Raw genomic sequence first — 12301 nt, 5'->3', positions numbered from 1 at the left:
ATATCCTAGCCGCAGCTAGGGGGTGACCACGGTGCCGAGGTCCTCGCCGCGGATGGCCCGGGTGACGTTGCCTTCGCCTTCCATGCCGAACACCACCATGGTCAGGTTGTTGTCCTTGCACATGGTCATCGCCGTCTGGTCCATGACGCGGATATCGCGGCGCAGCGCCTCGTCGTAGCTGAGCCGGTGCAGCTTCTCGGCCGAGGGATCCTTCTTCGGGTCGGCGGTGTAGACGCCGTCGACCCCGCTCTTGGCCATCAGGACGACGTCGGCGTGCACCTCCATGGCGCGCTGCGCGGCGACGGTGTCGGTGGAGAAGTACGGCAGTCCGGCGCCGGCGCCGAAGATCACGACGCGGCCCTTCTCCATGTGGCGGATGGCGCGGCGCGGGATGTAGGCTTCCGCGACCTGGCCCATGGTGATGGCGCTCTGGACCCGGGTCTCCACGCCGGCCTGCTCCAGGAAGTCCTGGAGGGCCAGGCAGTTCATCACGGTGCCGAGCATGCCCATGTAGTCGGCGCGGGAGCGGTCCATGCCGCTCTGCGACAGTTCAGCACCGCGGAAGAAGTTTCCGCCGCCGACCACGATGGCAACCTCGACGTCGGGCACGGCGGCCGCGATCTGCTTGGCTACCCCGCGCACGGTGTCCGGGTCAACGCCGAGTTTGCCGCCGCCGAAGACCTCGCCGGAAAGTTTCAGGAGTACGCGGCGCCTGGTCTTCTTTGGCTGGGCTGAATTGTTGACGGTATCCATGGTGCCTTCCCGTTGGTGAGCTCTGAAAAAGGTTATCGTGCCGGGGGCCAAAGGATGCATTCCGCCCCGGGGCCCGCGTCCTGCGGGTGCATGCAAAAGGGGTGGCCACCGCAGTGACCACCCCCTCAGCGTGTCTTACTTAGGAACCGACGCGGAAACGCGTGAAAGCGGTTGCCTTGACGCCAGCCTCTTCGAGGACCTGCGCCACGGACTTCTTGGCATCCTTGGCGAATGCCTGGTCGACGAGGACCTCGCCCTTGTAGAAGCCGGTAACGCGGCCTTCCACAATCTTGGTCATCGCTGCCTCGGGCTTGCCCTCGGCCTTCGCGGTTTCCTCGGCGATGCGGCGCTCGGACTCGACCAGGTCGGACGGGACGTCCTCGCGGGTCAGGTAGTTCGGGGCCATCGCGGCGATGTGCACGGCGACGTCGTGGGCTGCGGTGGCCGCAGCTTCGCCTTCGCCGTCAACGGCGAACAGCACGCCGACCTGGGCAGGGAGGTCCTTGGAGGTCTTGTGCAGGTACGCGTCGACCGTCGGGGCCTCGATGCGGGCAATGCGGCGGACGACGACCTTCTCGCCCAGGATGGCGCCTTCTTCGACGACGACCTCGGAGAGCGGCTTGCCGTCAACGTCGGTGGCCAGCAGGGCGTCGAGGTCGGCAGCGCCGGACTCAACAGCAACAGCGAGCACCTTGTCGGCGAGCTGAATGAACTTGTCAGCCTTGGCGACGAAGTCGGTCTCGCAGTTGACCTCGATCATCACGCCGACGCCGCCGTCGACCTTGGCAGCAACCAGGCCTTCTGCGGTGGAGCGGCCTTCACGCTTGGTAGCGCCCTTGAGGCCCTTGATGCGGATGATTTCGATGGCCTTCTCGGCGTCACCGTTGGCTTCGTCAAGAGCCTTCTTGACATCCATCATGCCGGCGCCGGTGCGCTCGCGCAGAGCCTTGATATCAGCGGCAGTGTAGTTCGCCATGTGAACCCCTCTGTCTAGAAATTTGTGTGGTGTACGGACCGACAGGACGGCTGCTCACCTTCAGTGAGCGGCCATCCTGTCAGTACCCCTTACGCAGCGGACTGCGCGCGGGGAGATCCAGATTTACTTGTCTGACTACTTGGCTTCGTCGGCGGCCGGAGCAGCTTCGGCAGCTTCAGCGGCCGGAGCGGCTTCAGCAGCTTCAGCGGCCGGAGCGGCTTCAGCGGCGGGAGCCTCTGCGGCTTCCGGGGCAGCAGCCTCGGCGGCGGCCGGAGCGGCAGCCTCTTCAGCCTTGCTGCCTTCGAGGAGCTCGCGCTCCCACTCGGCCAGCGGCTCTTCCGGAGCTTCCGTGGTGCCGGTGGCGCGCTGGTTGCGGGCGATCAGGCCCTCAGCGACGGCGTCGGCGACAACGCGGGTCAGCAGGTTGACGGAGCGGATGGCGTCGTCGTTGCCCGGGATCGGGAAGTCGACTTCGTCCGGATCGCAGTTGGTGTCCAGGATGGCCACCACCGGGATGTTCAGCTTCTTGGCCTCGTCAACGGCGAGGTGTTCCTTCTTGGTGTCGACAACCCAGAGGAGCGAAGGCGCCTTGGTCAGGTTGCGGATACCGCCGAGGTTGGTCTCCAGCTTGGTCAGCTCGCGGCGAAGGAGCAGCAGTTCCTTCTTCGTGTAAGCGGAACCGGCGACGTCGTCGAAGTCGATCTCTTCGAGTTCCTTCATGCGCTGGATGCGCTTGGAAACCGTCTGGAAGTTGGTCAGCATGCCGCCGAGCCAACGCTGGTTGACGTACGGCTGGCCAACGCGGGTGGCCTGCTCGGCAATGGCTTCCTGTGCCTGCTTCTTGGTGCCGACGAAGAGTACGGTGCCGCCGTGTGCAACGGTAGCCTTCACGAACTCGTAGGCACGGTCGATGTAGGACAGCGACTGCTGCAGGTCGATGATGTAGATGCCGTTGCGCTCCGTGAAGATGAAACGCTTCATCTTCGGGTTCCAACGACGGGTCTGGTGTCCAAAGTGGACGCCGCTGTCAAGCAGCTGGCGCATAGTTACGACGGGCATGCCGACGCTCCTTCCGGCAGGTCATTCATGAGAGAGCCCTGGGCTCTCTTACCCTGCCAATAGTTGACGGTTATTTAGCAACACCCAGGCGGGTGTTCCTCCTGGTATCCACCGCACCACTCATCCGGACCCTGGGGCCGGACCGTAAGAGGCGCAGTCCTCCGCACCCGGAAGCCGGGCTTCGGACAGGGAGGGCTGGATACGCGTAGTCAGCCGCTGCACCCGCACTCCTGAATGAGACGTGCTGCCCGGCCAGGGACCTGCCGCATACATCGGCAAATACTTGGAACTGGGCATGAGGGCACAGCAAACTGCTCCACCAAGTGTACTACAGCGGACCCCCGGGAATGGACCGGTTCCGGGCAGGCGTCCCGACCGTAATCCAAGGGAAAACCGGGCGGAAAGCCCGGCTGGAACTTGGCGTGAAAGCCGGCCCGGTATCCGGGCAGATATCCACATAGCCGCCCCGGGGACTTCCGCGGTCCGGCAGGCCGGCGGAGGCTGGCGGCATGAAGGTTTCCAACGCGCCAGCCGCAACCTCGATGGCACAATTGACGGCGCTGCTGATCGCCCTGGTTCCAATTCCGGGGGCGGCGCCGGCGGCGGCGGCCGGCAGCTGGAGCTGGCCGCTCTCCCCCAGACCGGCCGTGCTGCGTGTGTTCGACCCGCCGGACCGGCCCTGGCTCAGCGGCCACCGCGGCGTGGACCTCCAGGCGGCGTCCGACGGCGTGCCGGTCAGGGCGCCGGCTGCAGGCAAGGTCAGTTTCGTAGGCTTTGTGGTGGACCGCCCGGTGGTCACCATCGATCATGGCAACGGCCTGCGCAGCAGCTTCGAGCCTGTCGAGAGTGTGCTGCGGACCGGCGATGCCATCGGCGAGGGGGCGGTGCTGGGGCGAGCGCTGCCCGGCCATTGCGGCGGAACGCCGTGCATCCACTGGGGCGTGCGGCGCGGCGACCAGTACCTCAATCCGCTGGCCTTCGTGATGGACCTGCGGCCCTCCATCCTGCTTCCGCCCGTGAATCCCGGTTCGGGACAGGGCGGCTCCGGTTGAAGGGCCGCTGCGATGCTGCGCGGCAGGTTCCTTGCGTGCAGGGCCTGTCGCGGAGCGGCTAGACGATGGCCGAGATCCCGGTGATCGCCCGGCCGGTGACGAGCGTGTTGATCTCGTGGGTGCCCTCGTAGGAGTAGACCGCCTCGGCGTCGGAGAAGATCTTGGCCATCTCGTAGTCCGTGACAATGCCGTTGCCGCCCAGCAGGCTGCGGCCGATGGCGACGCTTTCGCGCATCCGCGCCGTGGTGAAGGCTTTGGCCAGGGCCGACTGCTCGTCCTTGGCCTCGCCGGCATCCTCGAGCTGGGACAGGCGGACCATCATGCCCATCGAGCTGACGGCGTTGCCGAGGATCTGCACGAGCTGGTGCTGGACCAGCTGGAAGGAGGCGATCGGGCGGCCGAACTGGCTGCGCTCGACGGCGTAGCGGCGGGCGACGTCAAACGCCGCCAGCTGCTGGCCGACGGCCTGCCAGGCGACGGACAGGCGGGTGACCCTGAGGACCTTGTTGGTGTCCCGGAAGCTGTTGGCGTTGGCCAGCTTGAAGAAGTCGGGTACCACGACGTTCTCAAGGGTGATGTCGGCGTTCTGCACGGTGCGAAGCGAAATCTTGTTCTCGATCTTGGTGGCGGTGTAGCCCTCGGTCTTGGTATCCACGAGGAAACCCTTGACCTGGTTGTCGGCCAGGTCGCGGGCGTAGATGACAACCCAGTCGGAGAAGGTGGCGTTGCCGATCCAGCGCTTCGCGCCGTTGAGGACCCAGCTGTCGCCCTCGCGCCGGGCCGTGGTGCGCGTGCCACCGGCGACATCGGAGCCGCCCAGCGGCTCGGTCAGGCCGAAGGCACCGATCTTCTTCAACGAGTAGATGTCCGGCAGCCACGCGTCTTGCTGCTCCTGCGACGCGAGCGCCTCGATGGAGCCGGTGAATAGCCCGTCGTGCACGCCCAGGAACGTGGCGATCGAGGTGTCGGCGCGGGTCGCCTCGGCGTGCAGGATGCCGGCGAAGAGATTGGAGTAGCCCTGGCGCCTGACCGGACTGACCAGGTCGATCTCCGCCAGTTTGGGTATCAGCTCCATCGGGAATTCGCCGCGGTTCCAGCAATCCACCGCGATCGGCTTGACCTCGCGGTCCAGGAACTCGCGTACCTCCGCCAGCCGGTCCCGTTCCTTGCCGCTGAGCAGCTGCTCGAAGGCGAAGAAGTCGCCGTCGGCGTAAGGGAGATCGTTGATGTCGATTGCAGCTTTAGACATGTTGTTCCTTTACTTGTGGTCGGCAGCGACCAAAAGGGCGAAGTCTTCGCGCCACTCGGAAATGTTACTCATGAGTAACATATCGCAGCCGTTTACCCGCTGGCAAGTATCCGGAGACTCTGTACGCCCCCTGCGTCAGTCCGGGCCTCAACGCAAACGGGCCGTAAACGGGCCGCAGCCGACGCAGACGGCTGGTGGGCGCCCGAGGGGGTGCGGCGGATGCCGGCTGCCTTCTAGATGCCTGCGGCGTTGGCGTAGAACTGTTGGTCCTCACGCCATCCGCCCATGCCGAGGCCGACCTCCTCGACGTCGGTGACGAATTCGATGCCCTGGATCCACTTGACCATTTTGAAACCGAGCTGGGTTTCAAGCCGGAGCCGCAGTGGGGCGCCGTGTTCGATGGGCAGCGGGGCGCCGTTCATCTCCAGGGCCAAAAGAGTCTGCTGGTGTCCCGCCAGGTGGATCGGGATGGAACCATAGAAGAAGCCGTAGCGGCCTTCGCCTTCTGTCAGGCCCTTGTCGTCCATACCGTAAAACACAACATATTTGGCCTCCGCATGGGGCTTGACTCTTTGCATCACGTCGGCAAGCGGAATCCCCGCCCATTCCGCGATCGCGGTCCAGCCTTGGATGCAGTTGTGTTTGGTGATCTGCCGCTGCTCGCCCAGCTCCCGCAATTCGGCCAACGAGAACGTCATCGGTTCTGCTACCAGGCCGCCGACGGCGAGCCTGTAGTCACGGAAGTTATCCGCCGCCATCTGCCTGTAGGCCTCGCTGGGCGGCGGGAAACCGTTGACACGGAAGTAGGGGGAAATGTCCTTGCGGGCGAAGCTCTGGCGGGAAGTGAAGACGCGGGAGATGGCGCATTCAAAGGGGTTCACCATCCGGCCCAGGAGCCGCTGGGTGCGGCGGCGGTAACGCAGCGAGAACCAGGTGATTACCACGTGGAAAATCACGATGGCCAGAAGCCCTGCCAGACCGATGCCGGTGGCCAGCCGCCGGTCCCCGCCTGGGTCTCCGAGAACGATGGCGGCGAACTCCTGCGGCAAGCCGTGGATGATGACCATGAACACGTGGACGACGATAAACGCTGCGAAGGCGCACATAATCAAGAAGTGCAGGCTGCGCGCTCCCTGCTTACCGCCGAAAAGCTTTCCGTAACGCGGGAAGCGGGCAAGCACGGATGGCGACATGGCCGCACCGGTCAGAATCTGCAGCGGTGCCAGCACGAAAATCACCCCGAAATAGGCAAGTTTCTGGGCCGGTTCGAATGGTTGGCCAGGGATCTTGGCCGGAAACTGGAACTGCAGATAGGTTCCGATCGCGTTGATTGAGTCGGGGATGATGGACCAACGGGTGGGCACGATGTACTGCCAGTAGCCGGTGGCGAACATCGTGACGATATAGACCACCCCGGTGAGGATCCAGAACTGGATCGTCATGAAGTGCCAGTGCCGTCCCAGGCCAAGATTCTTCCTGCCTGGCAGGGCAATCACCGGAGACCACGACTCCTCCTCATCCAGTGAAGACCAGGGTTTTCGCGGGTCTGCGCCGAAATTCTTCTTGGACAAGAGCAGCCATTGACGGCCCGGCGGGCAGTCATCATTCCAGTACAGCTTCGGAAATGCCGCCAGCACCTCGATGCCGGACCGGAAGAGCATCAGCATCAGGGCAAGATTTAGGAAGTGGGTAATCACGACCCAGAACGGAAAAAATTCAGGCATCGGTACTCCTCACGAAATCCGCGGCCGAGCGCATGATTGGCCTCGGCTGGCGAAAATGCTGCGCCGCGAGGAGACTGTGGCCATGGCCGGCCAGAGGGCAAACGCAACCCAACAGGAACTTGCGCGCCTGCGCAACGGGCTCATGAGCGGCCGTGGGCCCGGAGCGTCCAGCAGCGAGGTCGATGCCCGCACCCGCGACCGAGCGTGGCTGGGAGGAGTACCAACTCCTGCTGCGCCGGAATCCGCAGCCAAACAGGCGCAGCTCGCAAGAAGCAGCGCGACGCTCCGATCGCCCCGGGTCCCCGGACGGAACGCCGGACGGCGCCCCGGGCACTGGGCTGGCCTTGCCGCCTCCGCCTGCGCTGCTCTCGTAGCCGTGGCACTGCTCCGTAAGATACGCCACCGCATGCGGTCCACATCCGGCATGTGAGGCCTGCCCGATGAGGCTCGGCGGATCAAACAGGTGCATCTTTACCTCGGCTTCTCTTAGGGCCAGGTTTTTCTGGGCTGCAAGGTCGCTTCCCCGATCTCGGCGTCGATCCGTTGGCGGCTCGGCCATGGCCCCTGCGGCCAGGCCGAAAGCGGTCAAGGAGGCGACGCCCCCGGATTGTGACGACCGGCGAAGGAAAACGCAGGCCGCGCTGCCGAATTAGGTCACTTGACCAAAAGCTACCATTGCGACGAAGCAATGAAAAGAGGCCACAAGCCCCTCCGGGCAATCAGGCTTCTTTCAGATATTTCATTGCGTAGTCGCAATTGTTGCACTTAAAGTAGCTAGTATGTTGAACCCTTCACCTACGGACTTTCCTCCCCACGTTTTGAGGGAGTACGCGATGGTTGCCGATGGGGCCCGCGCAGCGCTGGTCGGACCGGGCGGAGACGTGGTGTGGATGTGCGCACCGCAATGGCAGGATGATGCCGTGTTCTCGGGCCTGTTGGGCGGTCCTGGAACTTTTGCCGTGACGCCGACCGATCCAGGCAACGTCTGGGGCGGCCAATACGAAGACGGAACACTGATCTGGGTGAGCCGGTGGGTGACCGGATCGGGGATCGTTGAATGCCGGGAAGCTCTGGCTTATCCGGGGGATCCCCAGCGTGCTGTGTTGCTGCGCCGGATCCGGGCTGTGCGGGGCAGCGCCTCGGTGCGGGTGACATTGGACGCGAGAGCGAACTTCGGCAAGCACAAGATGGGCAGGCTCTCCTGCCACGGCGGCGTCTGGACCGCCAGCTCCGGAGACCTCAAGATACGGCTGGGCGGCGCGGCGCAGGCGAAGGCCGGGGAACGGGGACTCGTAGCGGTTCTCGAGCTGTCCCAAGGTGAACACCACGATCTGGTGCTGGAAATCTCCAACTGTCAACTGCCCGATGAGCCGGTGCAGGCCGCCCTGGCCTGGAGCGCAACAGAGAATGCGTGGCATTCGGCGGTCCCCCGCTTCGACAACACCATCTCCGCTGACGACTGCCGGCAGTCCTACGCCGTTCTTCGAGGCATGACGGGAGTGGGAGGAGCCATGGTAGCTGCGTCGACCATGGGCTTGCCGGAGCGGGCCGGGCAGAAAAGGAACTACGACTACCGGTACGCGTGGATCCGGGATCAGTGCTTTGTCGGCCAGGCCGTGGCGGCCTGCAAGACGTTTCCGCTCCTGGATGACGCGGTCAGTTTCGTTGCAGCGAGGCTGCTTTCGGACGGCCCGGACATGAGGCCTGCCTACACCACGGACGGAGGCCGGGTCCCGTATGAGTGGGATGTCGGGCTGCCCGGCTACCCGGGCGGATCCGGCAAAGCCGGGAACTGGGTCAACGACCAGTTCCAACTGGACGCGTTCGGGGAGTCGCTGCTGCTCTTCGCCGCCGCCGCCGAGAATGACCGGTTGAACCTTGAGCATTGGAAGGCAGCGGAGGTCTGCGCGGACGCCATCATGGCACGTTGGCAGGAACCAGACGCAGGCATGTGGGAACTGGACAACAAAAGATGGGCGCATTCCCGGCTCATTTGCGCTGCCGGATTGCGGGCCATAGGCCGCAATGCCCCGTCCCAGCAGGGAGCCAGGTGGACCTCGCAGGCGGACACCCTGATCACCGACGTAGCAAACGACTGCCTGCACTCCACCGGGCGGTGGCAGCGGGCCCCCGACGACGGGCGGGTCGACGCGTCCCTGCTGCTCCCGGTGATCCGGGGGGCGCTTCCGGCCGACGACCCGCGATCCCAGGCTACTCTCAAAGCCGTCCGCGACGACCTGGCCCGGGACGGGTACCTGTACCGCTTCCGCCAGGACGGACGTCCCCTGGACAAGTCTGAGGGTGCCTTCCTGCTGTGCGGTTTCGACATGGCCATGGCCCTGCATCAAACCGGCGAGACAACTGAAGCGGCCCGCTGGTTCGAAAGGAACCGGGCGGCCTGCGGCTCCCCGGGACTCTTCACCGAGGAGTACGACATTGAGCAGCGCCAGCTCCGGGGCAACTTTCCCCAGGCCTTTGTGCACGCCGCCATGTTGGAAACATCCCGGCGGCTGGCCGACCCCCCGCCCCCGTGGCGCGGACTGAATTCTTAGCACTGAGCACCGCCATCACCTATCTCCCGGGCGAACCCGGGCCAAGACGAGGAGCACGGATGAACAGCTTTAAGGACAAGACGATCGTTGTAACGGGCGCCAGCGGCGGCATCGGCCGGGCGACCGCCATTGGCTTCGGCCGGCATGGGGCCGGGGTCGCCCTGCTGGCCCGCGGCGAAGCAGGGCTTGCGAGCGCGGCCAAAGAAGTCGAAGACGCGGGAGGGCGGGCTTTGACCATAGCGGTGGACACCTCCGACCATGGGGCCCTCGAAGCGGCAGCAACCCGCGTCGAACAAGAACTGGGACCGATTGATGTCTGGGTCAACGTCGCCTTCACTTCCGTTTTCTCCCCCCTCACTGAGATCAAGCCGGAGGAGTACAAACGCGTCACCGACGTCAGCTACCTCGGCTACGTCTACGGGACCATGATTGCGCTGGACCGGATGAAGCAACGCAACCGCGGCACCATCGTCCAGGTCGGCTCTGCCCTGGCCTACCGGGGCATCCCCCTCCAGTCCGCCTACTGCGGCGCCAAACACGCGATCCAGGGCTTCAATGAATCGCTGCGCTGCGAATTGCTCCACGACAGAAGTCCGATCAAAACGACTATGGTGCAAATGCCCGCAGTCAATACGCCGCAGTTCAGCTGGGTGCTGTCCCGCCTGCCGAACAAGGCCCAGCCGGTACCGCCGATTTACCAGCCGGAGGTCGCCGCCCGCGGCGTGCTCTTTGCCGCAGCCCACCCGCAGCGCCGGGAGTACTGGGTAGGGGGCAGCACCGCTGCCACCCTCATGGCCAACGCCGTCGCCCCCGGGCTTCTTGACCGGTACCTGGCCCGGACAGGGTTCTCGGCCCAGCAAAGACCGCAGCCCCGCGACCCCGAACAGCCCGTGAACCTCTGGGAACCGGCTGACATTGACCGCGACTTCGGCACGCACGGCGCATTTGATGGGCGCTCCGCAACACGAAGCCCTCAGCTGTGGGCCTCCCACCACCACGGACCCGTCTTTGCGGCAGCCGGAGCGACCGCACTGGGCCTGCTGGCATTCGGCGCTTCCATGCTGGGAAAGTCGAGGCAGCGGTGAGGGCGGTGGAAGCCACCCGGGCAGCCTACGGACTGTGCCAGCTGGCTTTTCCGAGCTTGATCTTCCGTGCGGCCCTCGGACATGAGCCGGACCGCCGCGTCCGCGTCGTCGCCCGCATTCTCGGCGCCAGGCACCTCCTGCAGGCCCTGGTGACCGGCGCGGCACCCGGCTCCCGCACCCTGCACCTCGGCGGCGGGTTGGTGGACTCATTGCACTCCGCCAGCATGGCCGGGCTTGCGTTTACGGATCGCCGCCGCCGCAGGGCCGCCGCTCTGGACGCCGTGGTTGCAGGCGTGTTCGCCGGCACCGAATTCAGCCGGAGCAGCCGGAGCAAGCCTCTTCGGCCCTCAACGGTTCCGCCGCCGGGCCACGGGAAACGGGGGTGAACTCATGCGGATTCAGCGTGCAGCGTCAGCGCGACGCGCCCGTCTTCGGTTTCTGCTTCCCGGAGGCGGAGGCCCACGCGACCGTGTCCATGGCCTCAGTCGGCCGAAGCCCGGGTGCGGCGGCGGCCGCTCCAGCACGGCCGCTGCTGCTTCACGGCGGTGCTCCACGACCTGGTCCACAACCGGCGGCCCGTCTCGGTGAGGACCCATCCATCCACAGGTGGCGCAAATGCAGTGTTTGCGTCATGGCCGAAGCAGTTTGATGACAAGGAGCGGCATGAAGACACCAATTACGCCCGAGGCAACGGTTCACGGGATAGACCGGATGATCCGCAACGTGGAGACCGGGCGCTTTGAGCGGTCCCTTTCCGGGCTGACGGCAATCGGTGCGCTGGTGACGGCGGCGGAAATCTACTTCGAACACGACAAGGCAAGCTTTGGCAACAAGCTGATGTGGATTCCGGTTGCCCTGGGCCCGGTCGGAGCGGCTGCCGGGGTCGCCGGAGTGTTCAGCAAGCGAATGGCCAAAACCGCGCTCCCTGTTGCCTCTGCAGCGATTGTCGCCAACGGCCTGCAGGGAACTTACCTCCACGCCCGGGGCATCGCGCAGAAGCCCGGCGGGTTTTCCAACCTGATGTACAACATGGAGATGGGTCCGCCGCTGCTGGCCCCCCTGCTGGTGACCTTGGTCGGCGGGATGGGTCTGCTCGCAGCAGTGCTGAGGAGGGAAAAGTGACGGCGCTGCCGCTGCCCGCGAAGGACGGCGGCGGGCGCTTCCCGGCCTTCGATGCGCAGGGGCAGTCCCGCCACTGGGACCAGGTGACCCAGGGGGTCGTCCTGGCACGCCTGGGCCGGCCGGCAGACCTGCGGTTCTTCACCGTAGCCGAGGAAGCAGCGGCGAGGGCGCTATTTGATCAGCTGCTGAACCAGCGACAAGAGCCCAGGGTCCCGGTGGTCAACATGGTGGACTCACGCCTCGCCGAGGGCCAGACCGACGGCTGGCACTACGAGGACATGGAAGCGGACCCGGTGGCCTGGCGCAGCACACTCGCGGAGCTGGACGCCGAATCCCGGGCACGGAAGGGAAGCCCGTTCGCCGAACTTCCCTGGCAGGAGCAGAAGGACCTTCTGACGGACATTCACGACGCCGAGATCTGGCGCGGGCTGAAGGCATCCCAGGTTTGGAGTCTCTGGACCCGGTACGCGTGCACCGCCTTCTACTCTCACCCTTCGGCCTGGAACGAAATAGGTTTTGCCGGGCCTGCGTATCCGCGCGGATACAAGAATCTAGGGCTGGACGCTCGGGAGCCCTTCGAGGTGGCAGATGCCCGTCCCGGCCAGGACCCCGCCACCCCCAAGACAATGCCCGGTAAAGACAGGGCCGCCGGAGACAAGCCAGCGAGAGACAAGCTAAGTAAAGGGAGGCGGCACTGATGACGCGGGTAAAGGATCGGAATGCCTCTGC

Annotated in this window: 11 protein-coding genes; 6 read left to right on the top strand and 5 right to left on the bottom strand. The window is 65.2% G+C overall.

Annotation, left to right across the window (positions count from 1 at the left end):
• Positions 1-15 precede the first annotated feature (15 nt).
• The 3 genes from pyrH to rpsB form a co-directional block, all read right to left on the bottom strand.
• Positions 16-753 (bottom strand): UMP kinase, encoded by a 738-nt coding sequence (gene pyrH / locus ACUYM2_RS06050; protein WP_146335261.1) that lies wholly within the window; start codon positions 751-753, stop codon positions 16-18.
• Positions 754-892: 139 nt separating this feature from the next.
• Positions 893-1729 (bottom strand): translation elongation factor Ts, encoded by an 837-nt coding sequence (tsf, locus tag ACUYM2_RS06045; RefSeq protein ID WP_481599255.1) that lies wholly within the window; start codon positions 1727-1729, stop codon positions 893-895.
• A gap of 135 nt (positions 1730-1864) precedes the next feature.
• Positions 1865-2788, bottom strand: coding sequence for a 30S ribosomal protein S2 (rpsB, locus tag ACUYM2_RS06040; RefSeq protein ID WP_481599254.1), 924 nt, complete (start codon positions 2786-2788; stop codon positions 1865-1867).
• 509 nt (positions 2789-3297) lie between these two features.
• On the opposite strand from rpsB, the gene ACUYM2_RS06035 reads away from it, so the two are divergent.
• The gene (locus ACUYM2_RS06035; protein ID WP_481599253.1) at positions 3298-3840 is read left to right on the top strand and encodes a M23 family metallopeptidase; all 543 of its coding nucleotides are present in this window, start codon (positions 3298-3300) and stop codon (positions 3838-3840) included.
• A 58-nt stretch (positions 3841-3898) separates the two neighbouring features.
• Here the strand turns inward: ACUYM2_RS06035 and ACUYM2_RS06030 are convergent, their stop codons facing one another.
• Positions 3899-5089: an acyl-CoA dehydrogenase family protein gene (locus ACUYM2_RS06030; RefSeq protein ID WP_481599252.1), complete on the bottom strand. Its 1191-nt coding sequence runs from the start codon at positions 5087-5089 to the stop codon at positions 3899-3901.
• Positions 5090-5322: 233 nt separating this feature from the next.
• Positions 5323-6813 (bottom strand): molybdopterin-dependent oxidoreductase, encoded by a 1491-nt coding sequence (locus tag ACUYM2_RS06025; RefSeq protein ID WP_481599251.1) that lies wholly within the window; start codon positions 6811-6813, stop codon positions 5323-5325.
• A gap of 833 nt (positions 6814-7646) precedes the next feature.
• Here ACUYM2_RS06025 and ACUYM2_RS06020 point away from each other — a divergent pair.
• The 5 genes from ACUYM2_RS06020 to ACUYM2_RS06000 all read left to right on the top strand — a co-directional run bounded on the left by ACUYM2_RS06020 (position 7647) and on the right by ACUYM2_RS06000 (position 12270).
• Positions 7647-9365 carry a glycoside hydrolase family 15 protein gene (locus tag ACUYM2_RS06020; RefSeq protein WP_481599250.1) on the top strand — a complete coding sequence of 573 codons (1719 nt, stop codon included), beginning with the start codon at positions 7647-7649 and terminating at the stop codon, positions 9363-9365.
• Positions 9366-9424: 59 nt separating this feature from the next.
• Entirely contained in the window at positions 9425-10450 is a 1026-nt protein-coding gene (locus tag ACUYM2_RS06015; RefSeq protein WP_481599249.1) for an SDR family oxidoreductase, read from the top strand.
• A 56-nt stretch (positions 10451-10506) separates the two neighbouring features.
• Positions 10507-10836 carry a hypothetical protein gene (locus tag ACUYM2_RS06010; protein ID WP_481599248.1) on the top strand — a complete coding sequence of 110 codons (330 nt, stop codon included), beginning with the start codon at positions 10507-10509 and terminating at the stop codon, positions 10834-10836.
• A 277-nt stretch (positions 10837-11113) separates the two neighbouring features.
• Positions 11114-11572 carry a hypothetical protein gene (locus tag ACUYM2_RS06005; protein WP_481599247.1) on the top strand — a complete coding sequence of 153 codons (459 nt, stop codon included), beginning with the start codon at positions 11114-11116 and terminating at the stop codon, positions 11570-11572.
• Positions 11569-12270 (top strand): gluconate 2-dehydrogenase subunit 3 family protein, encoded by a 702-nt coding sequence (locus ACUYM2_RS06000; protein WP_481599246.1) that lies wholly within the window; start codon positions 11569-11571, stop codon positions 12268-12270. Before ACUYM2_RS06005 ends, ACUYM2_RS06000 begins: the two co-directional genes overlap by 4 nt.
• Positions 12271-12301 lie beyond the last annotated feature (31 nt).

It is taken from the genome of Arthrobacter sp. SD1074B, assembly GCF_056780195.1.
This window is presented reverse-complemented; position numbering and strand designations above follow the sequence as displayed.